28 protein-coding genes and 1 tRNA gene are annotated in these 24,042 nt (G+C 65.6%); 18 read left to right on the top strand and 11 right to left on the bottom strand.

Annotated features, from left to right (window positions below; genetic code table 11):
* Nucleotides 1-11: 11 nt before the first annotated feature.
* The 4 genes from GAK28_RS23615 to GAK28_RS23600 all read right to left on the bottom strand — a co-directional run bounded on the left by GAK28_RS23615 (nt 12) and on the right by GAK28_RS23600 (nt 2,357).
* Complete coding sequence (locus GAK28_RS23615; RefSeq protein ID WP_291785102.1) at nt 12-1,070, bottom strand: glycosyl hydrolase family 18 protein; 1,059 nt, start codon at nt 1,068-1,070, stop codon at nt 12-14.
* A gap of 122 nt (nt 1,071-1,192) precedes the next feature.
* Nucleotides 1,193-1,268, bottom strand: a tRNA-Ala gene (locus GAK28_RS23610).
* A 17-nt stretch (nt 1,269-1,285) separates the two neighbouring features.
* Nucleotides 1,286-1,819, bottom strand: coding sequence for a nuclear transport factor 2 family protein (locus tag GAK28_RS23605; protein ID WP_291785100.1), 534 nt, complete (start codon nt 1,817-1,819; stop codon nt 1,286-1,288).
* A 94-nt stretch (nt 1,820-1,913) separates the two neighbouring features.
* Entirely contained in the window at nt 1,914-2,357 is a 444-nt protein-coding gene (locus GAK28_RS23600; RefSeq protein ID WP_291785098.1) for a GNAT family N-acetyltransferase, read from the bottom strand.
* A 147-nt stretch (nt 2,358-2,504) separates the two neighbouring features.
* Here GAK28_RS23600 and GAK28_RS23595 point away from each other — a divergent pair, with 147 nt between their 5' ends.
* Together GAK28_RS23595 and GAK28_RS23590 are read left to right on the top strand one after the other, a co-directional pair.
* Nucleotides 2,505-4,607, top strand: coding sequence for a catalase (locus GAK28_RS23595; RefSeq protein WP_291785096.1), 2,103 nt, complete (start codon nt 2,505-2,507; stop codon nt 4,605-4,607).
* Between the two features lie 151 nt (nt 4,608-4,758).
* On the top strand, nt 4,759-5,232 hold the full coding sequence (locus GAK28_RS23590; protein WP_291785093.1) for a hypothetical protein: 474 nt from the start codon (nt 4,759-4,761) through the stop codon (nt 5,230-5,232).
* Between the two features lie 6 nt (nt 5,233-5,238).
* Here the strand turns inward: GAK28_RS23590 and GAK28_RS23585 are convergent, their stop codons facing one another.
* Genes GAK28_RS23585 through GAK28_RS23575 form a run of 3 tightly spaced genes read right to left on the bottom strand, consistent with a single transcriptional unit; the run spans nt 5,239 to nt 7,326 of the window.
* The gene (locus GAK28_RS23585) at nt 5,239-5,637 is read right to left on the bottom strand and encodes a hypothetical protein (protein WP_291785090.1); all 399 of its coding nucleotides are present in this window, start codon (nt 5,635-5,637) and stop codon (nt 5,239-5,241) included.
* Nucleotides 5,634-6,179, bottom strand: coding sequence for a hypothetical protein (locus GAK28_RS23580; protein ID WP_291785088.1), 546 nt, complete (start codon nt 6,177-6,179; stop codon nt 5,634-5,636). The genes GAK28_RS23585 and GAK28_RS23580 overlap by 4 nt, the downstream gene beginning before the upstream one ends.
* Before the next feature lie 25 nt (nt 6,180-6,204).
* Nucleotides 6,205-7,326, bottom strand: coding sequence for a ribonuclease D (locus tag GAK28_RS23575; protein ID WP_291785086.1), 1,122 nt, complete (start codon nt 7,324-7,326; stop codon nt 6,205-6,207).
* Nucleotides 7,327-7,436: 110 nt separating this feature from the next.
* Between GAK28_RS23575 and GAK28_RS23570 the strand changes: the two genes are divergently transcribed.
* The 4 genes from GAK28_RS23570 to GAK28_RS23555 all read left to right on the top strand — a co-directional run bounded on the left by GAK28_RS23570 (nt 7,437) and on the right by GAK28_RS23555 (nt 11,317).
* Complete coding sequence (locus tag GAK28_RS23570) at nt 7,437-9,395, top strand: formylglycine-generating enzyme family protein (protein ID WP_291785084.1); 1,959 nt, start codon at nt 7,437-7,439, stop codon at nt 9,393-9,395.
* 103 nt (nt 9,396-9,498) lie between these two features.
* Nucleotides 9,499-9,840: a hypothetical protein gene (locus GAK28_RS23565; protein ID WP_291785082.1), complete on the top strand. Its 342-nt coding sequence runs from the start codon at nt 9,499-9,501 to the stop codon at nt 9,838-9,840.
* 51 nt (nt 9,841-9,891) lie between these two features.
* Nucleotides 9,892-10,476, top strand: a complete 585-nt coding sequence (locus GAK28_RS23560) for a TetR/AcrR family transcriptional regulator (protein WP_291785080.1) — start codon at nt 9,892-9,894, stop codon at nt 10,474-10,476.
* 106 nt (nt 10,477-10,582) lie between these two features.
* Complete coding sequence (locus GAK28_RS23555) at nt 10,583-11,317, top strand: SDR family oxidoreductase (RefSeq protein ID WP_291785078.1); 735 nt, start codon at nt 10,583-10,585, stop codon at nt 11,315-11,317.
* A gap of 8 nt (nt 11,318-11,325) precedes the next feature.
* Here the strand turns inward: GAK28_RS23555 and GAK28_RS23550 are convergent, their stop codons facing one another.
* Entirely contained in the window at nt 11,326-11,940 is a 615-nt protein-coding gene (locus GAK28_RS23550) for a LysE family transporter (RefSeq protein WP_291785076.1), read from the bottom strand.
* 147 nt (nt 11,941-12,087) lie between these two features.
* Between GAK28_RS23550 and GAK28_RS23545 the strand changes: the two genes are divergently transcribed.
* The 8 genes from GAK28_RS23545 (at nt 12,088) to GAK28_RS23510 (ending at nt 20,621) form a co-directional block, all read left to right on the top strand.
* The gene (locus tag GAK28_RS23545; RefSeq protein ID WP_291785073.1) at nt 12,088-12,474 is read left to right on the top strand and encodes a VOC family protein; all 387 of its coding nucleotides are present in this window, start codon (nt 12,088-12,090) and stop codon (nt 12,472-12,474) included.
* 90 nt (nt 12,475-12,564) lie between these two features.
* On the top strand, nt 12,565-13,134 hold the full coding sequence (locus GAK28_RS23540; RefSeq protein WP_291785071.1) for a S24 family peptidase: 570 nt from the start codon (nt 12,565-12,567) through the stop codon (nt 13,132-13,134).
* A gap of 6 nt (nt 13,135-13,140) precedes the next feature.
* On the top strand, nt 13,141-13,764 hold the full coding sequence (gene imuA, locus GAK28_RS23535; RefSeq protein ID WP_291785070.1) for a translesion DNA synthesis-associated protein ImuA: 624 nt from the start codon (nt 13,141-13,143) through the stop codon (nt 13,762-13,764).
* A 9-nt stretch (nt 13,765-13,773) separates the two neighbouring features.
* Complete coding sequence (locus tag GAK28_RS23530) at nt 13,774-15,183, top strand: DNA polymerase Y family protein (protein ID WP_291785068.1); 1,410 nt, start codon at nt 13,774-13,776, stop codon at nt 15,181-15,183.
* A complete protein-coding gene (locus tag GAK28_RS23525) occupies nt 15,156-18,263 on the top strand; it encodes an error-prone DNA polymerase (RefSeq protein WP_291785066.1) in 3,108 nt (1,035 codons plus the stop codon). Before GAK28_RS23530 ends, GAK28_RS23525 begins: the two co-directional genes overlap by 28 nt.
* 105 nt (nt 18,264-18,368) lie before the next feature.
* Nucleotides 18,369-18,818: a DUF1330 domain-containing protein gene (locus tag GAK28_RS23520; RefSeq protein ID WP_291785064.1), complete on the top strand. Its 450-nt coding sequence runs from the start codon at nt 18,369-18,371 to the stop codon at nt 18,816-18,818.
* A gap of 5 nt (nt 18,819-18,823) precedes the next feature.
* Nucleotides 18,824-19,735 carry an alpha/beta hydrolase gene (locus GAK28_RS23515; protein ID WP_291785118.1) on the top strand — a complete coding sequence of 304 codons (912 nt, stop codon included), beginning with the start codon at nt 18,824-18,826 and terminating at the stop codon, nt 19,733-19,735.
* A gap of 58 nt (nt 19,736-19,793) precedes the next feature.
* Nucleotides 19,794-20,621, top strand: a complete 828-nt coding sequence (locus GAK28_RS23510; protein WP_291785062.1) for a hypothetical protein — start codon at nt 19,794-19,796, stop codon at nt 20,619-20,621.
* Here the strand turns inward: GAK28_RS23510 and GAK28_RS23505 are convergent.
* Nucleotides 20,615-21,016 (bottom strand): RidA family protein, encoded by a 402-nt coding sequence (locus tag GAK28_RS23505; RefSeq protein ID WP_291785060.1) that lies wholly within the window; start codon nt 21,014-21,016, stop codon nt 20,615-20,617. The two genes, GAK28_RS23510 and GAK28_RS23505, sit on opposite strands and share 7 nt — an antisense overlap.
* Before the next feature lie 139 nt (nt 21,017-21,155).
* Here GAK28_RS23505 and GAK28_RS23500 point away from each other — a divergent pair, with 139 nt between their 5' ends.
* Together GAK28_RS23500 and GAK28_RS23495 are read left to right on the top strand one after the other, a co-directional pair.
* Nucleotides 21,156-22,058: a LysR family transcriptional regulator gene (locus GAK28_RS23500; RefSeq protein ID WP_291785058.1), complete on the top strand. Its 903-nt coding sequence runs from the start codon at nt 21,156-21,158 to the stop codon at nt 22,056-22,058.
* Between the two features lie 99 nt (nt 22,059-22,157).
* Complete coding sequence (locus GAK28_RS23495; RefSeq protein WP_291785056.1) at nt 22,158-22,403, top strand: hypothetical protein; 246 nt, start codon at nt 22,158-22,160, stop codon at nt 22,401-22,403.
* A 32-nt stretch (nt 22,404-22,435) separates the two neighbouring features.
* On the opposite strand, the gene GAK28_RS23490 is transcribed toward GAK28_RS23495, so the two are convergent.
* Nucleotides 22,436-22,972: a GNAT family N-acetyltransferase gene (locus tag GAK28_RS23490; RefSeq protein ID WP_291785053.1), complete on the bottom strand. Its 537-nt coding sequence runs from the start codon at nt 22,970-22,972 to the stop codon at nt 22,436-22,438.
* 101 nt (nt 22,973-23,073) lie between these two features.
* On the opposite strand from GAK28_RS23490, the gene GAK28_RS23485 reads away from it, so the two are divergent.
* A complete protein-coding gene (locus GAK28_RS23485) occupies nt 23,074-23,391 on the top strand; it encodes a LysR substrate-binding domain-containing protein (RefSeq protein ID WP_291785051.1) in 318 nt (105 codons plus the stop codon).
* A 69-nt stretch (nt 23,392-23,460) separates the two neighbouring features.
* Nucleotides 23,461-23,943 carry an SAM-dependent methyltransferase gene (locus tag GAK28_RS23480; RefSeq protein WP_291785048.1) on the top strand — a complete coding sequence of 161 codons (483 nt, stop codon included), beginning with the start codon at nt 23,461-23,463 and terminating at the stop codon, nt 23,941-23,943.
* Here the strand turns inward: GAK28_RS23480 and GAK28_RS23475 are convergent.
* Nucleotides 23,906-24,042, bottom strand: a 137-nt coding sequence (locus tag GAK28_RS23475) for an IS3 family transposase (protein ID WP_291777916.1), incomplete at its 5' end; no start/stop codon positions are given. The genes GAK28_RS23480 and GAK28_RS23475 overlap by 38 nt on opposite strands.

Below are 24,042 nucleotides of genomic sequence, written 5' to 3'. Positions count from 1 at the left end.
CGGTCGTCGGTTTACTGTTTCGTCGTGCCTTCCAGGGATTCCCAGAATGCGCGATCCTCCATACCCAGCGCGTAGACGGATGCACCGCTCAGGCCGTACTTCGGTACGAGTGCCATCTTGGCTTGCAGGCTTCGCGCATTCTCGTACCAGACGACGTGATCCTGTCCGTTGGTGGCGTAATGGAAATGCGGCGACGACGATGCGTCGTCCCATTCGGGTGACGCGTTGGAGCTGGCGAGAAGGGGTGCGATGGCCTTCCATGAAATTTGTGCGTTGGCACTGGGGTTGGCCAGGTTCCAATCGTAGCCATAAGCGGGGATGCCGAGGCTCACCTTGCCGGCGGGAACCACCGACGTGGCGTACTGCACCGCGCTTTCCATCCAGTCCAGTCCGGCGACAGGCCCGGCATCGCTCCACGAACCGTTCTCGTCATAGGTCATCAACTGGATGATGTCGGCTTGTTGGCCAAGCGCTGCCAGGTCGAACGCGCCCGTCCAGTCGCTGGACGGGTCGTCCTGGGTCATCGCCGGGATCGAAACCACCACGCTGTAGTTTTTGGCATGCATGGCCTGCGCCACCGTGGTGACGAAGGCGGTGTAGGCGCGGCGATCCTTGCGGGCCACCGATTCGAAATCGATGTTCAGGCCGGTGTAGTTGCCGGCGGCGAGCTTCTGGAGGCTGCTGGCGATGAAGTTGTTCGTCGCCGAGGACGAGGCGATCACCGAATGGGCGAGCGCTCCGTCGAAGTCGCTACCCGCGAAATTCGAGACCACCGCATAGCTCTTTATGCCCAGGCCGCTCGCGTATCGCAGGTCGTCCAGGGGCACGTCACCCGTGAGTTTGCCCGTGCTCCGCACGGCGAACGAATCGGTCGCGAGGCCGTTGAAGTAGGCGTTTCGGTCGTGCAGCGCCTTCGAGGACGGGCCGCCGTCCTGCTCGTAATAGGCGATGTAGCTTACGGGCGTCGCCGAAGGTGCGCCGCTGGCGGCGGTGGCCGTGAAAGACGCCAGAAGCGCGAGGGGCAGCAGCGTTTGCGCACGCGTCAGGGCGCAACCGGATATACGGTTCATGATGCTATCTCCGAGGGTGGGTGCAGGGGAGGGCGATCGCCGACGACGCGGTGTCGCGAAAACGCGGGCAACAAAAAAGCCTCGGACGCAGATGCGGTCCGAGGCTTCGTGTCTGGAATGATTGGTGGAGCGGAGGAGGATCGAACTCCCGACCTTCGCATTGCGAACGCGACGCTCTCCCAGCTGAGCTACCGCCCCACGAGCCGATGATCATATCAGCGATCTTTCCGGCTGCCAACAGCCTGGCGGAGCAAGGCCTGGTGTGCTTCCGAGCCGTCCACGGGGAGCAGCGTGCGTCGCGCGATCATCCATCGACCGTCGTGTCGTTCCAGCTCCCAGCGGTTCACGACGGTGCGGTGGATGCGGTAACCCGAGGACACGCCGTGATTGGGAAGCTCGCGACGCGGGCCTTCCGCATCCAGGTGAATGATCAACAGGTACGAGGTCACCACGGCCGTGTCGCCACGCACGTCGATCAGCGGCAGGCCGCCGACATGGGCAAGACCACCGTGGATCGCGGCGTGGTGCTCCGGTCGCTCGATAAAGGCGGCAATCGCCTCCGAACCGCTCGCGCCGTCGAGTTGGGCCCCACGGTCAAACACACTGTCCTGCGTGTAGACCGAACGCGTGTAATCCGACGAGCCGGTGTCTGCGCTGGGCGGGTGGGAGGCGATGAGTTCGAGGATGGCGAATTTGTCCTCGACGGCCTTGAGTCGGCGTTCCAGGTCACTCGGTGGTGTCGTCGACATAAGCCTTGCCCTTCGATAGATGGGCAAATCTACTAGTAGGTAGGCATGACCCGCAACCGCAGCGTTTCGAGCCGTGACGCAGTTGGCGTTTTGCCTAGGGGAGGCTCTGGCGCAGATCCTTGGAAAGAAACACCCGCGAGGTGCCCTCTGGGTCGCAAGGTACCTCGCCGAAAACCGTCCAGCCATGGCGCTGGTAGAACGCCGGGGCCTGGAACGAGATGGTGTAAAGCACGGCAGAGCGGCAGCCGCGTCGGCGGCCTTCGGCTTCCGCTTCAGCGAGCAGGCGGCTGCCGATGCCCTGGCCTCTCAGGGTCTCGGGCAGGTGGAACAGGTCGATGAACAGCATGCCCAGCGAGGTGCGGCCGGTGAGACCGCCGAGGATGTCGCCCGTCGCTTTGTCTTTGGCCAGCACCGCCAGTGGTGTTCGGTCCGCGATCCCGCTCGCCATGATGTTGAAGGCATCCAGCGCCTCGGAGATGTCTGCGACGACATCGGCAGAAGGCCGGTCGGTCACGACGATATCGATCGATGAAGACATGCGAATGGCTCGAACCATGAGGTCTCGCGAGGATATCGCAGTGATAGCGCATGACGACGAAACGCATGCGTGGCGTCATCCGGGATGCACCCGGTCTTGACGATATCCGGCGCATGGTCGCCCGGATGCATCCAGCCGAGGTCAGCCATGGTCAGCAAATCCAAGCCAGCGCCGGCGAAAAACGCCAGCACGTCGAAGAAAGCTCCGGAAACACGCGGAAACGGCGACGAACTTCATCAGCAAGCGGGAGGAAGCCATCCCGCGCTCACCACCAACGAAGGCGGCATCGTCAGCGACAACCAGAACTCGCTGAAGGTGGGGGAGCGGGGCCCCGTGTTGCTGGAAGATTTCGTGCTGCGTGAAAAGATCACGCATTTCGATCATGAGCGGATTCCCGAGCGCATCGTCCATGCACGTGGTTCGGCGGCTCACGGTTATTTCGAACTGACCAAATCGCTGAAGAAGCACACGACGGCACGCATCCTGACGGAGGTCGGTGAGAAGACGCCGGTCTTCGTGCGCTTCTCGACCGTGGCCGGTGGAGCCGGTTCGGTCGATACGCCGCGCGATGTGCGTGGCTTCGCGGTCAAGTTCTACACGAAGGAAGGCAACTGGGACCTAGTCGGCAACAACATTCCGGTGTTCTTTATCCAGGATGCCATGAAGTTTCCCGACCTCGTGCATGCGGTGAAGATGGAGCCCGATCGCGGCTTCCCGCAGGCGGCGACGGCGCACGATACGTTCTGGGACTTCATCTCCCTGTCGCCCGAGTCCATCCACATGATCATGTGGGCCATGTCGGATCGTACGATCCCGCGTTCGCTGCGGATGATGGAAGGCTTCGGCGTGCATTCATTCCGTCTCGTAGACGCGGATGGCAAGAGCACCTTCGTCAAGTTCCACTGGCGGCCGAAGTTGGGATTGCAGTCCACGGTATGGGACGAGGCCGTCAAGCTGGCAGGCGCCGATCCGGATTTCCATCGCCGCGACCTTTTCGAGGCGATCCAGGGCGGCCAGCATCCGGAGTGGGAGCTGGGTGTCCAGCTTTTCACCGAGGAAGACGCGGCGGCCTTTCCCTTCGACCACCTAGATGCCACGAAGCTCATCCCCGAGGAATTGGTACCGGTGAAGATCGTGGGTCGGATGGTGTTGGATCGCTGGCCCGATAATTTCTTCGCCGAGACCGAGCAGGTGGCGTTTTGCCCGTCGCATATCGTGCCTGGCATTGACTTCAGCAATGACCCCCTGTTGCAGGGTCGGCTTTTCTCCTACCTGGATACCCAGCTTTCGCGGCTGGGCTCGCCCAACTTCGCGCAACTGCCGATCAACGCGCCGAAGTGTCCGTTCGCGAACCAGCAGCGTGACGGCCATATGCAGCACCATGTTCCCAAGGGGCGCGTGGCCTACGAGCCCAGTTCGTTGCAGGGCGATTCGCCCCGCGAGGATACGCGGCGCGGACTTCGCTCGTTTCCGGCACAGGAGCAGGGGCAACGCGGTCGCATCAGGGCGGAAAGCTTCGCCGATCACTACAGCCAGGCGCGGCTTTTCTTCCGCAGCCAAACGCCATTCGAACAAGCCCATATGGCGTCGGCGCTGGTGTTCGAACTGTCCAAGGTCGAGACGCCACATGTGCGGGAGGCCATGGTGGGGCATTTTCGCCATGTCGACGAGACGCTGGCCCGACGCGTGGCGGATGGGCTGGCCCTGGACACGTTGCCACCGGCACCGCCGGCCAATGCGCCGGTCATCGACATGCCGCCATCTCCCGCCTTGCAGATCATCGGCAAGATGAAGCGAACGCTTGAGGGGCGCACGGTCGGTATTCTCATCGATGACGGGTCCGATGGCGCCGCCATCGCGAAGGTTAGAAAGGCCGTGGAATCCGCCGGCGCCGTGGTCAAGATCGTGGCGCCCAAACTGGGCGGCGCAAAGCTTGCGGACGGCAAGAGGCTGGCGGCCAATGGCCAGCTTGCCGGCACGCCCTCGGTCAACTTCGACGCCGTGGCCGTGGTGCTTTCGTCCGAGGCGGCGGCGAAGTTGAAGAGCGAGTCCGCCGCGATCGACTTCCTACGTGACGCGTTCGGGCACCTGAAGGCGATAGCGTTGGACGAAGGCGGTCGCCAGCTTTTCGATACAGCCGGTCTGGTGGCGGACGATGGCGTCTTCGGTACGAAGAGCGTAGACGCGTTCGTCAACGGTGCGAAGACGCGATACTTCGCTCGCGAAGCCAAGGTCCGGATGCTGGCTTAGGGCACGGGGCCCCGGGCGTTCATGGTCGCCCGGGGCGCAGGACAAAAGCCACTTGCACGGATCGGTGCGTTTCGAGTGCTATGTGACAGCCGACGGCGATGCCACTCGGCATCATTGCTCCCTTTTCGCCTCATCTCGCACGGGGAACACCATGACTCGATTTCCACGTTTTCTTTCGCTATGCGCCTGCATTGGCATCACTGCCGGATCGCTCACCATCAGCCCGCAGGCGAATGCCATGAATGCCCAGGAACAGGCCGCATTTCAGCCCCTGCAACGTTTTCTCGATGGCCTCGCCAAATACGATCCCGCATTGATGCGCGAACAGGCCCTGCCGAGCTTCCATGCCACCTTGATGCGCGATGGCAAGCCGCAGGTGCTGGACCTGGACGGATTCCTTGCGCGCCTGCCCAAGGCGAGCCCGACGAAGCTCCTGGAAAAAACGGGTACGCCGTCGATCCATCTCGACGACAACGTCGGCGTGATCTGGGTGCCTTACGTGTTCTATGTCGACGACAAGCCGACTCATTGCGGCAGCAACGTGGTGACCGTGGTGCAGGTCGACAAGCGTTGGCTCATCGCCTCGGTGGCGGATACGGCGCGCAAGGATTGCTCGACGCCGTGACGATGGTCAGGCGGCCCGCCAGCATCGGGCGGTTTCGCGGGGCAGGTAGTCGGCGGCCAGGTGTTTCAGCCTGCGCCGCTTGAACGGCGAGCCGACGAGAAGGTAGTTGGAGCCATCGGTGAGGTTGCATAGCGCGACCACAGGACGGCCACCGTCTTCCAATTCGCACCATGCCATGACCCGGTCGCCGTTCTGGACGAACAGGCGATCGGGCCAGCGCAGCACCATGGTCAAGGGCGTCGCCTCGTCTTCGAGGTCGATCGACACCTCGTTGAAGTATTGCGTGGAAGTACTTTCCATGGGGCCATCGCCGAGCAGGCTCGCGCCGCCGCTGACCTCGCTGCCGACTGTGCGATCGCGTACACGGGCGATCGTGCCTTCGACCCGGATGTAGACGGGCTTCATGCCTTGGTCGTCCGCCGATAGGTGCGGTAGGCCGCGAGGCGCCCGGGCCTCAGCATGGATGCGATGATGAAGACGCCGACGATCGAGAACACGCCGCCGATCAGGGTCGCTACCGCCACGACCAGGGCTACCGGTAGCGCCAAAAGGAAGCCGACGCCGGCCAAACCATCCATCCATGCCAGCCCATGACGGCAGAGCGCACCCAGGACGGCTGTCGCCAGGATCAGCAGCACGAAGATGCCGGACGTCCGATAAGGATTGGTCGGCGAAAGCGCGAGGTCGCTGTCGTGGACGCGTAGCCAGTAAAGCCCGTGACGTCCGCGGGTGACGACGGGTGCCATCGTCACGCGGATGGGCGGCGTTGCATGGCGTAGTGTCGCGCTGGCTTGTTTGGCATCGGCGAAATCGCCTGCCTTACAGAAATACCAACGACCGTCGATACGCAGGCGATAGAGGCGATGCGATTCGCCCGAACGGCCACGTATCAGGTTGCCCTGGATGCTCTCCAGCGTAGCTTCCGTGGTCGTGGGGGCGGTGCCCATGCTTGCGTTCTTGCGTCGCGTCCGGTCAGCCGGGAAGTAGTGACGAGAGTCGGTCGAACAGCACGCCACGGCGCCAGCCGTCGAGCGCGTCGGGCCACTGGCCGCCACCCATCACGTATTCCTCGAGCGACTTGCGCGAGCAGAGCAGGCCAGCCGGCAGGTCGAGTTCGGTGGCGACCTGGTCGACGACGGTGCGCATCTCGTTGATGGCGCGCTTGGCATCGCCCACCGGGTGACCGACGACCGGCGCGGTTTCTTCGACCTCGATGGCCTCGATTGGGCGCAGCAGCACTTGGTAAAGCTCCTCGCGCTGCTGGGAGCGAAGCGCGCGGGTGCCGCGCGTACGCTCCTCGACCGCCGCGAGCGAGGTCGGCAGGCGATCGGTGAGTTCCAGTGCGTGGCTGTCTTCGAGCAGCCACGAACGGGGCTTGTCGAGGGTGCGCGCGGTGACTTCGCGCCAGCGCAGCACACGGCGCAGCAGGGCCTGCTTCTCCGGTGCCCACTCGGCGGCCGGCTTGTAACCACGCTGCGGCTGCGGATCGCCTTCGCGCTGGCTGGCGCGGCGCTTCATGCGGGCGCAGTCCTCGGCATGCCATTGCGCGCGATCGCGGGCGGCGAGGCGCTCGGCAAGGATCGCATGCACCGGATGCAGATGGACCACGTCGAGCGTGGCGTAGAGCTTTTGCGATTCGGTGAGCGGCCGCTGCAGCCAATCGCTGCGCGTTTCGCCCTTGTCCAGTTCGTCGCCGACCAGTTCCTTCACGAGTGCGCGATAGCTGATGCCCAGGCCCATGCCCACGAAGGCGGCGGCGATCTGGGTGTCGAACAGCGTGTGCGGGCCTTCGGGAAGGAAGGGCGACAGGGCTTCCAGATCCTCGCCGGCGCTGTGCATCACGGTGACCGTAGGCTGCGTCGCGAAGGCCTGGGTGAGGGCGCCGTTGAGCGGGAACGCGAGAGGATCGATCAGCGCGTAGCGGCCGTCGTGAGCGAGCTGGAGCAGGGCGAGTTGCGGATAGAAGGTGTTGCGCCGCATGAACTCGGTGTCGAGGCCGACGACGGCGTGGGGCGCGATGGGCGCGAGCCAGTCGGTCAGCGCGTCGGCGCTGTCGATCCAGGGTGCGGCGGGAGCGAGGTCGCTCGAAGACATGCATGCATCCTTAATGGTGCGAGGGACGCGCACGTCGCGAGGTTGCCCTGTCGCGCGCGATTCCCTATGGTGACGGCGCACGATAGCAGGCCCACGCGGAACAGCCCACCATGCCGAATACCGAGACCGTCCGCCGACAGCGCGCCATTGGCGGCGCTCTTGGTGTCGCCGTGCTCGCTTTCGCGTTGTTCTATCACTTTTTTCCGCAGCTGCTGCACGTCCAGCCCAGCCAGAACACGCCACGCTCGCCCTTGCGCGGGCAGGCCACCACCATGGGTTTCGACCAGCGCCCCCAGGCCGCGGCACCGGCCATGACCTCGGAGCTGGATGCCGGTCCGCCGATCATGCTGGCGCCCGCGTCGGTCATCGCCGCACGCAAGCGCGAGAAATCCAACGAGATTCCGCTGCCGGCCCAGAAGACCCCCGATTCGCCCGAGCTGACCGCGCTGCTGGACCGCGCCGACAAGGCGCTCGCGGCCGATCGCCTGGTGGGAGGCAAGGACAGCGCCGCCGCGCTGTTCGCCGCCGCCCTCAAGGAAAAGGAAGACAGCCAGCGGGCCCGCACGGGTCTCGATGAGGTCAAGGCGCGGCTCGCTGCCGAGATCGAACAGGACATCGTGCTCGGCGACGCCGATGCCACCCGCGATTCGCTGGGTGCACTCAAGGCGCTGCCGGACAGCGCTGGGGATGTCGGTCCGCTGCAGCAAAAGCTCGCCGTGCTCGACAAGGTGCGTCCGCTGCTGGGCAACGCCGCCACGCAGTTGCAGGACGGCAAGGCCAGCCAGCCGCGCGGCGACAGCGCGCTCGACACCTATCGCCAGGTGCTCCAGCTCGATCCGGAGAACGCGGTGGCCGTCCAGGGTATCGGGCAGGTGCAGCGCGTCGTCCTCGACAAGGCTCTCGCGGCCGTCGCCCAGAACGATTTCAGCGGCGCCGACGCCGCACTGGCCGAGGCTGCCACCATCGAGCCCGAGTCGCAGGCGCTGCAGGACACACGAGGCCGCATCGAGGGCATGCGCCGGCAGAGCGCCAGCGGCGTGCTGGCCCAGGCCCGTTCGGCGCTGGATTCGGGCAACCTCGAGCTGGCCCAGCAGCTGGCGACCAAGGCCCAGCAGGTGAGCCCCGACGTGGCCGGCATCGACGACTTCAACGAACGCCTGACCAACGCCCGGGTCTATTCCAGCTACAAGCCCGGCCAGGTCTTCCTCGACCGCTTCGTGGACACCAATGGCCAGGCACCGGCCATGGTGGTGGTGCCGACGGGCAAGTTCCTGATGGGGTCGCCCGATGGCGAACGTGGCCACGACGCCAACGAATCCCCGTTGCACGAGGTGGAGGTCGACAAGGGCTTCGCGATGGGACGCAGTTCGGTCACCATCGGCCAGTTCCGCGACTTCGTGCGCGCCAGCGGTTACGTGCCGCAGTCGCAATCCCTCCAGGGCGGCAGCGTCTACGACGAGGCCAGCGGTGGCCTGCGCGACGACAGCGCCGCGACCTGGCAGGACGATTACGCCGGCAAGCCCGGTCAGGACCGCCTGCCGGTGGTGAACGTTTCCTGGAATGATGCCAAGGCCTATGCCGACTGGCTCTCGCAGCGCACGGGCAAGAAATACCGCCTCGCCAGCGAGGCGGAGTTCGAATACGCGCTGCGCGGCGGCACCACTACGCGTTACTGGTGGGGCGACGGCACGCCCACCTCGAAGGTGGAAAACCTCACGGGCGGCAACGACCGCTCGGCCTCGGGACGCCGCTGGAGCAACGCCTTCAACGGCTACAAGGATGGCTACTGGGGCCCCGCGCCGGTCATGAGCTTCACGCCCAACGCCTTTGGCCTCTACGACATGGGCGGCAACGTCTCCGAGTGGGTCGCCGACTGCTGGCACGACAACTACATCCGCGCACCGCGCACCGCCGAGGCCTGGGTGAATCCAGGCTGCAACCGCCGGGTGATCCGTGGTGGCTCGTGGGGCAGCGCGCCGGACATGGTCCGCTCGGCTTACCGCCAGGGCGCGGGAGCCGATATCCGCAGCGCGCGCGTGGGCTTCCGCGTGGTCCGCGAACTGCAATGATCGGCTTTCGGCGAAGCTTGCCGAATCCGCCCAGGATTCGGCTTGACGCCGCGAGCGCAAGCGGAACAATCGGAAGGGTCCATTTCGCATGCGGGGCAAGCGCATGGCCACATCGATCATCGTTGGGTACCGTCCCTTCCCGGGACGCACGGATCTGGTCATCTCCATTCTGCTGGAGGTCTACGAAGCCTTGCAGCAGGCCGGGCTCATCACCGCCCGACGCCCCTGGATCATGCGGGGCGCCGACGGCGACGTGGTCGCCGCCTTCGAGATGACCGACGAATACTCGTTCGAGGCCTCCGAGCGGATCCGCGAAATCAGCGCCCTGCGGGCCCGCTTGATGGGCGTAGCCGAACGGGTGCCGTTGTCCTCGCTGAGCGAGACATCGCGGCCCATCGCCGAGTTCGAGACCAGTACGGGCTTCCCGGCCGCGACCGCCACGTAATAAGCCGTCATGCGTTAGGCTTATGGACTTTACAGTCCATAACGGTGGCGCATGGCCCGGCCTCGCGAATTCGACAGGGACACCGCCTTGCGGCGCGCGATCGAGACGTTCGCCGCGCATGGTTTCGAAGGCACGTCCACGCCGATGCTGCTCGATGCGATGAAGATCGGGCGGCAGAGCCTATACGACACCTTCGGCGATAAGCGAGCCCTCTACCTTGAGGCGCTGACCCGGTATTCAGAGGACAGCACGGCGTCGACGATTTCTCGGCTGTTCGTTGCCGCGACGGTGCGCGACGGCCTGCGCGAAGCGTTGCACGGCTTCATCGACGAGGCCATGGCCGATCCGGCGCGTTCCTGCCTGGGCGTGCACTCCATAGCGGAGTTCGGCACCTCGGCGGAGGATGTGAATGCCGTCAACGCTGCGATATCGGGGAAGATCCTTCGCGCCTTCGAATCGCGTCTGCGCGAGGGCATCGCGGAGGGGAGCGTGCGTCCCGACACCGATCCGGCGGTGGGAGCGACGTACCTGCTGGCCACGCTGGCAGGACTGAAGGTGGCGGCGCGGGGTGGCTCCACGGCGAACGAACTGTTCGCCATCGCGAATCTTGCCCTGCGCGCCCTTGTTATGGAATGATCAGTCCATAAATTGAGTTTCGAGATGAACGGAAGTAAAGGCATCAGTCCTTCTTCCGTTTTTTCGGATCAAATATTGGACTAATCAATCAATAATGAGGTGAGTTATGGGTACGTTGCAGGGCAAGCAGGCCTTCGTCACTGGCGGTTCCCGTGGTATCGGCGCGGCCATCGTCCGCAAGCTGGCGGAGCAGGGCGCGGAAGTCACCTTCACTTACGCCAGTTCCACCGAAGTGGCGGAGCGTCTGGCCGACGAGTTGCGCCAGGGTGGCGGCAAGGCCACCGCGATCCGCGTGGACAGTGCGGAGGCCGCCCTGCTGGTGGCGGCGATCGATGACGCGGCAGCGAAACACGGTCGTCTCGATATCCTGGTGAACAACGCCGGCGTGATCGCGAAGGACGGTCCGGACGACCTGGGGCTGGACACCTACGACCGCCTGTTCGCGATCAATGTCAGGGCGGTCTATGCCGCCGCGCGGGCGGCAACGCGGCACATGAAACCCGGCGCGAGCATCGTCAATGTCGGCAGCGTCGTGGCAGATCGCTCCGGCTTTCCCGGCGCAACCCTCTACAGCGCCAGCAAGGGCGCGGTGCAATCCATGACCCGGGGCCTGGCCCGCGATCTCGGTCCGCTGGGCATCACCGTCAACAACGTGCAGCCAGGGCCGATCGGTACCGACATGAATCCGGAGGAGGCCCGCGAGATGCTGAGCGGCCTGATCGCGCAGGGACGAATCGGCGAGAGCGCCGAGGTGGCTTCCGTCGTGGCCTTCCTGGCGGGCCCCGAAGCACGCTTCGTGCACAGCGCGAGCCTCACCGTGGACGGTGGCTATCTCGCCTGAGTGGGCGCTCAGCGGGCCAGTTGGCGGATACCCAGCGCCACGATGATGGAGCCGCAGACGCGGTCCACCCAGGCCTTGTGGCGGCGATAGCGGGCGGCGACGCGTGGCGTGGCGAACAGCACGGCCACCAGTCCGTACCAGGTGGTCGCCACGACGCCGACGGTGCCGAGCATGCCCAGGAAGGTCGGCATGGATACATGCGGTGGCGCCGCGGCGGCGAACACGGCCGCGAAGAACGCCATGGACTTCGGGTTGACCAGATTCGTGGCGACGCCTTCGCGAATTGCACGGCGCATGCCGCCGGTCCGCGAGGTCTCGGGGGCGGCGGCTTGTGCGCCGGCCTTGACGATCAGGCGGCCGCCGAACCAGATCAGGTAGCCGGCACCGGCCAGCTTCACCGCGAGGGCGATCCACGGGAACGTGGCGAAGACGATGCCCACGCCCATGATCGCGCAACTGGCCCAGAACAGGTTCACCAGCACGATGCCCACTACGGTGCCCAGCGCCTCGTGCACGGTGGTGGACGCGGCCTTGTGCGCGACGGCCACGAAGTTGGGGCCGGGCACGACCACGCCGACCACGTAGACGGAAAAGACGACGGCGATGGCGTGGACGTCGAACATGGCGATGGCATGCGGGGGAGGGGAGGTTTGAGTATAAGGCCGCCCGCTGGACGCAGTCGCGTCACGAATGGAATCGATCGCGCCATGTATTGGACCGTGCCTGCGGGTGCGCCGAGAATGACGTATCGCCACCCAGGAACGTTTCTGATGTCGTTGATCGATCACCTCGACCATCTCGTGCTCACCTGCGTCGACCCCGACGCCACGGTGCGTTTCTACACCGATGTGCTCGGCATGACCCTGGAGACGTTCCGGGGCGATCGCATCGCGTTCCGCTTCGGCGAGCAGAAGATCAACCTGCACGTGAAGGGCAAGGAATTCGAACCCAAGGCCCACCTGCCGGTGCCGGGCGCGCTCGACCTGTGCTTCATGGCGGCCGTGCCGCTGGTCGAGGTCATCGCGCATCTGGAGGCGAAAGGCTGGCCGATCGTCGAAGGTCCCGTGGAGCGTACCGGCGCCACCCGTCCCATCCGCTCGGTCTACGTCCGCGATCCGGACCTCAACCTCATCGAGATATCCGAGCCGATCGGTTGACGTTGGGGCGCCCGGGCCCACGGATATCTCACCCAATGAGATAGGTCGGTGGTATCTTGAATTCCGTCCCGCTAATCAAGATGGCCGCCCATGCCCCCCTCCGACCACGGTGGATCCCGCCCTGGCGCCGGCCGTCCCGCCGGTGAGCCGAGCCAGCGCATCCGCGTGCCGGAGAGCCAGGTGCCGGCCGTTCTGGCCTACCTGGACGCCTACCGCAAGCCGCCGGCCCTGGAAGAACCGCGGCCGGTTTCCCTTGACCCATCCACGGTCGCGCTGACCGCCTTCACCAGCCGCGTGCCGGCGGGCGTGCCCGGTGTGGCCGACGCGCACGCCGACGAGGCGGTGGACCTCAACACTCACTTGGTGTTGCCGGGTCACGAGCCCAGCACATTCATCATCCGCGTGTCCGGCTGGTCGATGATCGGCGCGGGCATCTTCGACAACGACGAGGTTATCGTCGATCGCGCGCTCAAGCCGCGGCAGGGCGACATCGTCGTGGCGATCGTCAACGGCGAGCTGTCGATCAAGCGTCTTGGCACCCTCGATGGCCAGGTGGCACTGCTGCCGGAGAACGCGCACTTCAAGCCCATCGTGTTCCGCGAAGGCGAGACCCTGGAGATCTGGGGTGTCGTTACCCGCTGCCTGCGCGCCTTGCGCTGAGCGGTCATGGGCAACGTCGTTGCGCTCCGTTCGCTGATCGAAGGCCGGCAGGTCTGGCAGGGCACCGCCACGCCGTCGCCGGATGGCGACGAGCCGACCGGCTGGGCGTCGCTCGATGCGATCCTGCCCGCCGGTGGCTGGCCTGCCGCGGCCATGACGGAGATCCTGCTGCCGGTGGATGGCGTGGGCGAACTGCAACTGCTGCTGCCCACGCTCGCGCGACACACGCAGGCGGGGCGCACCGTGGTGGTGGTCGCGCCGCCGTACATTCCCTATGTGGCGGGGTGGGAAGCGCGCGGCGTGCGCATGTCGCAGGTGGACATCATCGACGCCGACACGCGCGACGCGTTGTGGGCCACGGAGCAATGCTTGCGCTCGGGCAGTTGCGCGGCGGTGCTGGCGTGGCCGGTGCAGGCCGATGACCGCGCCTTGCGTCGCCTGCAGGTGGCGGCGGACACGGGCAAGGCGCTGGCCTTCGCCTTCCGCGACCGTCGCCATCTCGTGCAGGCGTCGCCCGCCGCGCTACGCCTCGAACTATTGCCGGGTGCCGCGCCGCAGGTGCGCGTGCACAAATGCCGTGGGGGCAACGCACCCGCGTTTCCCGTGCCGTTGCCCGTCGGCTGGGCGTGAGGCGATCCGATGCTCTGGGCCTGTGTATTGCTGCCGCGACTGGCGCTGGACGATGTCCTTCGTCGACGTCCGCCCTCCGACGAACCGCTGGTGCTGGTGGGCGGGCCGGCCAATGCGCGCATCGTGGTCGCCGCCAATCGTTTCGCGCAGGCGGCTGGCATTTACCGGGGGCAACGGCTTTCGGCGGCGCAGGCCTTGCTCAACCATTTCGATACGGTGGAATACGACCCGGCCGCGACTGCTCGCGCGCACCGTTTTCTGGCTGCCTGGGCTTACGGGTATAGCTCCGACGTAGCCTTGCTGCCGCATGCGGTGGTGCTCGAAGTCAGCAAGAGCCGCAACCTGTTCGGCCCGTGGTGCGACTTCGAGACGACGTTGCGCGAAGGTCTGGTCGAGCAGGGTTTCCATCATCGCGTCGCGCTGGCGCCAAACGCCCACGCCGCGCATGTGCTCGCAGGTGTGCGCGACGGTCTCGCGGTCACCACGACGGATGAATTGCGCCGCACGCTCGCGCCCATTCCGGTGCAGCGGGCGCGCCTCCCGGGCGGTGTCGCCGACGCGCTGGCCTCCATGGGCGTGCGCACGCTCGGCCAGCTCATGCAGTTGCCGCGCGCGGGTGTGCAGCGCCGTTTCGGCGCGGGGCTTATCGACCATCTCGACGAGCTCACCGGTGATGCGCCGGCGCAACTGGAAAGCTTCCGGCCGCCGGACAGCCTCGACCTGCGCATGGAGTGGTCGCACGAGGTCGAGCATTCGGGAGCGCTGGTCTTTCCGTTGCGCCGCCTCACGGGCGACTTGGCGGCTTATCTGGCAGGCCGCGACGGCGGCGTACAGCGTTTCGTCGTGGAACTGGAACATCGCACCGGTGAGCCCACGCGCATGCCGATCGGCCTGCTTGCCGCCGAACGCGATGCGCGCCTGCTGTTCGACTGTGCGCGCGAACGCCTGGAGCGGCAGGCGCTGCCGTCGTCCGTGGTGGCGATGCGCCTGGTCGCCAGCGAATTGCCACCCTTCGTGCCGGCCGGTCGCGACTTGTTCGACACGCGGCCAGCCAACGCGATGCCGCTCGACCAGTTGCGCGGACGCTTGCTCGCGCGACTTGGTGAGAAGGCGATCTACCGTCTCGGTCGCACCGTCGATCCCCGTCCCGAACATGCGCAGGCGAGGGAGCCCACGGCCGTCGTTCCCGTGCCGGAGCCCTCACCACGTCCGACCTGGCTGCTCGACAAGCCCGTGCCGTTGTACGGCGAGACGCTCACGATCCTCGCCGGCCCGGAGCGCCTGGAAACCGGGTGGTGGGACAGCGGCGACATGCGTCGTGACTACTACGTCGCGCGCACCGCGCAAGGCCAGCGCGCCTGGGTGTATCGCGCGCCGGATGCGCCGGGTCGATGGATGCTGCATGGGTGGTTCGCATGAAGGCCTATGCGGAGCTGCATTGCCTGTCCAACTTCTCGTTCCAGCGCGGGGCGTCGAGTGCGCAGGAGTTGTTCGAGCGTGCGAAGGAGTGCGGTTACACGGCGCTGGCCATCACCGACGAATGCTCGCTCGCAGGCATCGTGCGTGCTCGCCAGGCATCGGAAGCCACGGGTATCAAACTCATCGTGGGCGCGGAATTCCAACTGGTCGACGGGCCGCGTTTCGTGCTGCTGTGCGAAACCATCGAGGGTTACACCGCGCTGTGCTCGTTGATTACGCGGGGGCGGCGTGCGGCGGAGAAGGGCGAATACCGCCTGTTCCGCGACGACCTGCGCGATGGCGTGCCGGGCACGCTGGCGCTCTGGTTGCCCGGTACGGAGCCTGATCGCGAACATGGCGCCTGGTTGCGTGCGCTATTCGGTGAGCGTCTCTGGCTGGCGGTGGAGCTGCATCGCGGACCCGATGACGCACGCCGACTGCGCGACCTGGAAGCCATGGGTTCCTCGCTGGGCATCCGTACGGTCGCCGCCGGCGATGTCCACATGCACGTACGAACGCGCCGCGCCTTGCAGGACGTACTCACGGCGATTCGCCATCACAAGACCGTGGCCGAGGCGGGGGCGCTGCTGTTCCGCAATGGCGAACGTCACTTGCGCACGCGCGATGCGCTTGCGGCGATCTATCCGGCGCACCTGATGGAGGAAAGCCTGCGCCTTGCGGAGCGCTGCCAGTTCGATCTTGGCGAACTGAAATACAGCTATCCGGCCGAACTGGTGCCGCAGGGGCACACGCCTACCAGTTGGCTCCGGCACCTGACGGAAGAGGGGATGCGGCGACGCTGGCCCGATGGCGTCACGGCGAAAGTGCGGGCGCAGATCGAGAACGAGCTGAAGCTCGTGGAAGACCTGAAATACGAGTCGTATTTCCTCACCGTCGAGGAAATCGTCCGCTTCGCCAGGGGGCGGGACATCCTCTGTCAGGGGCGCGGATCCGCCGCCAATTCGGCGGTCTGCTTCGCCCTGGGCGTGACGGCGGTGGACCCGGCGAACTTCGACTTGCTGACCGAGCGCTTCATCTCGCGCGAGCGCAAGGAGCCGCCGGACATCGACATCGACTTCGAGCACGAACGACGCGAAGAAGTCATCCAGCACATCTACGAAAAATACGGCCGCGAGCGTGCGGCGCTGGCCGCCACCGTGATCAGCTATCGCGGCAAGAGCGCGGTGCGCGACGTGGCCCGCGTGATGGGCCTGCCGTCGGACCAAGTGGACCTGCTGGCGAAGGTCTGTTCGTGGTGGGATGGCGAAAGCCACCTCGACGAACTGCTGCGCGAACGCGGTTTCGATCCGGAAAGCCCCCTGATCCGGACGGTGATCTTGCTGACCGCGGAGCTGCTGGATTTTCCCCGGCACCTTTCCCAGCACGTCGGCGGCTTCGTCATTTGCGATCAGCCGCTGTCGAAACTGGTGCCCGTGGAAAACGCGGCGATGCCGGATCGTACGATCATCCAGTGGGACAAGGACGATCTCGACGCGATGGGCCTGCTCAAGGTCGATTGCCTCGCGCTGGGCATGCTGACCTGCATACGCAAATGTCTCGACCTACTTCGCGCGCACGATCGTCACGATCTGACGCTGGCGACCATTCCGCCGGAAGACAAGGCCACGTACCGGATGATCCAGAAGGCCGACACCATCGGCGTCTTCCAGATCGAAAGCCGCGCGCAGATGGCGATGCTGCCGCGTTTGCGCCCGAAGGAGTTCTACGACCTGGTGATCCAGGTGGCGATCGTGCGCCCCGGACCCATCCAGGGCGACATGGTGCACCCCTATCTGCGCCGTCGTCGGGGCGAGGAAGCGGTGGACTATCCAGCGGACGCCGAAGCGTTGCGCTCGGTCTTCGCCAAGACGCTCGGCGTGCCCCTGTTCCAGGAGCAGGTCATGAAACTGGCGATCCAAGCGGCGGATTACACACCCGACGAAGCCGACAACCTCCGTCGCTGCATGGCCGCATGGAAGCGCCATGGTGGCCTGGAACCGCACCGCATCCGCATCACCGAAGGCCTGCTCAAGCTCGGTTGCACCGAAGCGTTCGCCGCGCGCCTATTCGAACAGATCAAGGGCTTCGGCTCGTACGGCTTCCCGGAAAGCCATGCCGCGAGTTTCGCCTTGCTCGTCTACGCCAGTTCGTGGCTCAAGTGCCATGAACCGGCGAGCTTCGCCTGCGCGCTGCTCAACGCCCAACCGATGGGCTTCTACCAGCCCAGCCAGATCGTGCAGGACGCGCAACGCCATGGCGTGACCGTGCGCGCGGTGGACGTGCGCCACAGCGACTGGGACAACACGCTGGAAGCCGATCCCGCGTCGAAGGGTGGGCTGGCGCTTCGGTTGGGGCTGCGCCAGGTGCGTGGTTGCCGCGAGGACGCGGCACGACGGCTTTCGGCGGCGCGCGCGCAGCGACCCTTCATGGACATGACCGACCTCTGCGGTCGCGCGGGGCTGGATCGCCATCATCAGGAAGCGCTCGCCGAAGCAGGTGCGTTGCGCGGACTGGCCGGCCATCGTCATCGTGCCCGCTGGGCCATGGCCGGCATCGAGCCGCAATTGCCGTTGTTCGGCAACACCAGTCCGGAAGAGGCGCCGGTCGCCTTGCCGCCACCGTCGCAGGCCGAGGACACGCTGGCCGACTATGCGCGGGTAGGGCTCACACTGGGGCCGCATCCCATCCGTCAGGTGCGCAGCCGCCTGCGCGCGGCGGGGTGCACGGACTCACGCCAGCTGCGCGGCGTACCCCATGGCGCCCGCGTGCGCGCCGCCGGCCTCGTCACCCAGCGGCAACGCCCGCAGACCGCCAGCGGCGTCACCTTCATCACGCTGGAAGACGAGCACGGGCCGGTGAACGTGGTGGTCTGGCGCCAGGTCGCCGAGCGCCAGCGGCGGATCTACCTGGAAGCCCGCCTGCTCGCCGTGGAAGGGCAGTGGCAGCAGATGGACGGTGTCTGCCACCTCGTCGCCCATCGGCTTATCGACCTGACCGGCATGCTGGCGACGCTGGATACGAGGTCGCGGGACTTCCACTAAGATAATTACCCGGGTGATATTGACGAGGATATTTTACCCGGGCATTATTTGCCTCCATCGCCGCGCGACGCGGCGCTTTCGCATCCGAATGGAGGACGACGCGACATGACCACCCCGTATCTCGAACCCACCCAGGAAGCCGGCCGCGCCTTCATCATGCGAGGCCTGCAAGGCGGCATCGTGATGCTCAACCTGCTGCGCTTCCGAGAGACGGCCGATTACGCGGCGTATCCCGAGCTTGCCCCCGATGCGCCTATCAGCGGTGCCGAGGCCTTCGATCGCTACATCCAGCACACCTTGCCGTTCCTGCATGCGAGCGGCGGTGATCTTCTGTTCCTCGGTGCGGGTGGCGATATGTTGATTGGGCCGCCCGGCGAACGTTGGGACCTGGTCATGCTGGTGCAGCAGGAGAGCGTCGAATCGTTCCTGGCCTTCGCTGGTAACCAGGCCTATCTCGCGGGCATGGGGCACCGCGCAGCGGCCCTCGAAGACTCGCGACTGCTGCCCATGACCGCCACCGGACATGCCGTGGCGACGAAGGAGATGAGCTCGTGAGCCGCATGGAGACGAATGGCATCGCCGTGGATTACGACAGCTTCGGCGACAGCCACGACGAGGCCATCCTGCTGGTTTCCGGGCTTGGTGCGCAGCGGATTCGCTGGACCGATGCGTTCTGCACGGCGCTCGCGACGCACGGGTTTCGCGTCATCCGTTTTGACAATCGCGACACCGGGCTTTCGACGCATCTGTCGGATCATCCCGTGCCGGACTTCGCCGCGCTGGCGGCCGCTGCCGCCGCGGGAAAGCGCCTCGAGGTGCCCTACACCCTGCACGACATGGCGGCCGATGCGATCGGGCTGCTCGATGCCTTGTCGATCGACAAGGTACACGTGGTCGGCCGATCCATGGGCGGCATGATCGCCCAGTTGATGGCGAGCACGTATCCCGAGCGGGTGCTGTCGTTGACCTCGATCATGTCGAGCACGGGCAATCCAGCCCTGCCGCAGGCGGCACCCGATGTGATGGCCTTGCTGATGAAGCCGGCGCCACGTCCCGCGGATGACGAAGCCGGCTTCCTTGCGCACAGCGTCGCTTTCGCGAAGCGCATTGCCGGGTCGGCGCATCCGTTCGACGAGGACGCGCATCGCGGTATCGTGCGGGAAGAGGTCCGCCGCGCCCACGACCCGGCCGGCTTCGCGCGGCAGATCGCGGCGATCGCGGCCACGGGCGACCTGCGCGTACGCAACGCGACGATTCGCGCGCCGACCCTGGTCATCCATGGCGAGGACGATGCGCTGATCCCACCCGCGTGTGGCGAAGACACCGCCGCATCCATCGAGGGTGCCCACCTCAAGCGCGTGGCAGGCATGGGACACGACCTTCCCGCATCGCTGCATGCGGATGTGATCGACGCCATCGTCCGGCTCGCGCGACGCGGTCGCGTGGATGACAAGGCGGAGGATTTTGCGTAGCGTGCCCGGCCTTGGGACGATAGCCTGCGATGGCCTGACTTAGGACACGAACGACGCCATGCCGACAAGGATTCCGGAGGTCACGAAAGGCCTCCTCGTGGGAGCGTTATTGCTGCTGGGCGGTTGCGGAAACTGCAACCTGCTGTCGTCGGGTAATTCGTTCGGTTGCAAAGCCGGCCTGGCCGCAGGTGTCGTGGTGCTGGCGCCCGTCGCGCTGGCCTCTAACGCCATGGATGCCCATCGCGATCGCGCGCGCGAAGCCGACAACCTCAAGCTGCTGAAGCAAGGCGATCCGCTGATGACGGCACGCTGCGTCATACGCTGCGACCTGCCCGACAAGCTCGACAAGGCCACCGACATGGCGCTCTATCGCGGCAGCGTCGACAAGGTGATCGCCTGGTGGGGCGACCATCCGCTACCCACGCAGAAGCCGGTGTTGATGGTCGCCTTCCTACGCAAGGCGGCGCCGTTGATGGACAGCGATCCCGCGCAGGCGGAACGCTGGCTGCGCAAGGCCGCCGCTTTGTCGGTGGACCCGGAAACCGGCGCGTCGCTGTCCTCCACCGAGTTCGCCGCGAACACGTGGTCGATGGGCTCGTATACGGACGCCGTGCAGGACATCCAATCTGCACTTATGGCTCTGCGCTACAAGGGCATCCCCGGAAGGGCGGCAGACCAGGGGGCGCTGACGGAACGCTGTCAGGCCATCGCCGCATGGCCGCCGACGTGGCTGGCGGAGCCGCGGGAAAAGGTCGCCGCCCGCAATGCTTTGCAGACCGCTTGCCGCTCGGCCTATTCGCGTCAGTTCCACACCTATCGCCTCGACGACGATCGCCCGGTGGTCGAGGGCATCCTCGACCCCATCGATCCCGTGCCTCCTCAGTGACCGCTGTCGGGCGCCCGGGCGATCACCTTGATCTCGAAGCGGAAGCCGTAGAGCCAGGTGACGCCCACGGCGGTCAGCGTGGGGTGGGGCGCTTCGCCCCAGTACTCGGGCACGATCTCCCAGATCGTCTGGAACGTGGCTTCCGGATCGACCATGAATACGGTGACATCCACGACGTCCGCGAACGAGCCACCGGCGGCCGCCAGGATCGCGTTGAGGTTGTCGAAGGCGCGACGCACCTGCGCCTTCAGGTCCGGCTCGGGTGAGCCGTCTTCCAGGCTGCCCACCTGACCGGAGACGAAGAGGAAACCGTTCGAACGCACGGCAGGGGAGTAGCGGTTACGCTCGTAGAGCGCCTGGCGACCGACGGGAAAGACGACATCACGGGTTTGCATCGGAAATCCTTCATGGGGCCGGAACCAGTGCGGTGCCGGCGACGAAGGAAATCTAGGCACCCCCGCCCGTCGGATAAACGGGCAACACTGTCCAGCACCGTTTGTAGAATGCGAACAATCGAAGGCGCCCGGAGGCCGGATGGATCGTTTCGACGCAATGCAGGCCTTCGTCCGCGTGGTGGAGACAGGCAGCTTCACGCGTGCGGCGGAAACCCTGCACATGAGCAAGACCACCGTGACCCAGCTCGTCCAGCAGTTGGAGGCGCGCCTGCGCGTGAAGCTGCTGAACCGGACCACACGCAAGGTCAACGTCACCGCCGACGGTGCCGTGTACTACGAGCGTGCGGTCCGCCTGCTGGCCGACATGGACGATGCGGAGACCAGCCTTTCCACCGCATCGGCATCGCCGCGCGGGCGCCTGCGCGTGGACGTGCCGAGCCCCTGGGCGCGTCTCGTCCTCATTCCGTCGTTGCCGGCCTTCCATGAGCGCTACCCCGAGATCCAACTCGACCTCGGCGTCAGCGACCGCATGGTCGACCTGATCGACGAACGCGTGGATTGCGTCGTGCGTGGCGGCGAGCTCGTCGACCAGTCGCTCGCGGCACGACGACTGCGCGACCTGACATTGGGTGTGTTCGCTTCGCCCACGTACCTCGCACGGGCCGGCGCGCCGACGCATCCCTTGGAGCTGGAAGACAGCTATCACCGCATCGTCGGCTTCCGCTGGGCGCGTACCGGCAAGGCGCTTCCCTATGCCATGCATCGTGGCGACGAGCGCATCGAGGTCCACGGGCGGCATGTGTTGTCCGTGGACGACGGCAATGCCTACCTCGAAGCGGGCCTCGTCGGCATGGGCATCCTCTGGCTGCCGACGTACATGGTGCAGCCATCCGTGGCGCGTGGCGAGCTGGTGCCCCTTTTCGAGGACTGGCGCCTCGACACGATGCCCATGTACGTGGCCTACCGACCGAACCGGCACGTCGGCACGAAACTGCGCGCCTTCATCGACTGGGTGTCTGCACTGGACGCGGATTCGCCCTGAGGCGCGCACTGACGCCCCCGAATCGACCGAGCAGGGTAGGGCAGTCGCGCTCCCTGAGACGCCCCGCGCCGATCATGTCCGCCTGTCTAAGGAGGACATATGCAGGACACGATCTACTTCGTCCAGGGCTTCCGTTCCGTCGGCGCTCAGCGCAAGCGCTTCACCGCGTTGCCGGGCTTCGCCTGCGGTACCGCCGACCAGGCGCGCCATCGCGTCGAGACCCTGGGCGCGACCTGCGACGGCGTCATCGCCTGGTGTCAGCAGGCGGACATTGCGACAGGTGAGTACGGCAAGCCGGTGGTGTTGCAGCGCCTGGGGCAGGTGCCGGAACTGGTGTGGCGGTAAAGCGCTATATCGAGCGGCAAGCGTAGCCCGCTTCAGTCACGCTTTCCCGTTGCTCCGCGTTCAAGCACATAAGTGCCCGTCGTCTTGCCATTGAATGCGGTCTCGCCGCCATAGCTCAGCCCAAGGTTCTCCGCCACACGGATCGATGCCCGATTGCCGTCATCGATGAGTGCATGAACCCGGGATTCCCGGCGGACATCGAACACGTAATCAAGGACCGCGCGTGCAGCCTCGCCAGCGATACCTTGACCCCAGAACGCCTTGTAGGTGTTCCAGCCGATCTCGAGCGTGGGATCGCCATCGCGATAGAACGCGCCCACGTTGCCGACAAGCTCGCCGGTATCCCGCTTCTCGATGGCCCACCATCCGGCACCACCCAGCACCCAGAGTCCGGCATGCGAGCCGAACACCCGCCACGCCGTCTTGCGGTCGGAGAGGTTGAGATGCTGCATGGACTCCGGATCGGCGAGATGGGCGGCGAAGGCCTCGAAATCGTCGGGTCGATACTCGCGCAGCACGAAGCGCTCGGTTTGCAAGCGCGGAACGGTCACGGTGAAATTCGACGGCATAGCGGCCTGCTCCCCGGTTAACCCGGGAAGGATAGCCGAACAACGCCGGCATCGCGGATCAGGCCTGGGCCTGTCCGCCATCGACGAACAGTTCGCGGCCGTTGACGAAGCTCGCCCTGACGTCCCTTGGCGAAATGTTGCTTGGGCGGCCCACGCAGCTCTACCCCGACGATGCCGATACCGAGGCGCTCCTGTCGTTGTTGCTCGCAGGGCATGACGTAGCGGAACTGCCGGAGTTCATGGCAGGTGAGTACCTGCGCGACGGCTCGCTCGTGCCACTGCTGGCGGACAGGGCACAGCCGGGCGGAGGCCTCTATTTCGTCAGTCCGACGACACGCAATCGTCCTGCTAAAGTCGAGGCCGTGGCAAGCTATCTTGCCGAGACGCTGGGTAATCCCCCTGGGCAATGGCCTTCCTGATGGCGATTTGCGCACGAAATGACCGCACAGCGTTTCCAGGGGGCTGACAGAATACAAAAGGAGGTGGCCATGACATTCACGATAGAACCCATCGGCTATGTTCGAGGCGGAAGAACTAGCCCGACTGACGACGACTGGGGAAGCAGTCGAGTCACGATCGAATTGGACGCGGCGCAGGTCGAAGTCGATGCGCTGGCAGGGCTTGACGCGTTTAGTCACGCCGAGATCATTTTCCTATTCGACCGGGTGCCCGAAGAGAAGATCGAGCGAGGCGCACGTCATCCCAGGGGGCGCGAAGATTGGCCGTTGACGGGAATTCTCGCCCAACGTGGCAAGAACCGCCCCAATAGGCTTGGCGTGACCATCTGTCGTGTGTTGAAGGTCGACGGCTTCCGGCTGCACGTCGAGGGCCTCGACGCGATCGACGGAACGCCGGTGATCGATATCAAGCCGGTTATGCGCGAATTTCTGCCTCGTGAAGAGGTGATCTTGCCCCTGATTTACGGACACCTATCTAAGCGACATTGGCCAGCTCGTACTGCTCTGGGCTGAGGTAGCCCAGGGTCGAGTGCAGCCGGATCCGATTGTAGTCAACCTCAATGTAGTCAAACACATGAGCCTTGGCCTGCTCCCGTGTGGCGAGGTGTTCAC

The sequence above is a fragment of the Luteibacter sp. genome (assembly GCF_009912395.1).
Classification (GTDB): Bacteria; Pseudomonadota; Gammaproteobacteria; order Xanthomonadales; family Rhodanobacteraceae; genus Luteibacter.
Note: the sequence above shows the minus strand (reverse complement) of the source record. Positions and strands in the feature narration are given on the sequence as shown.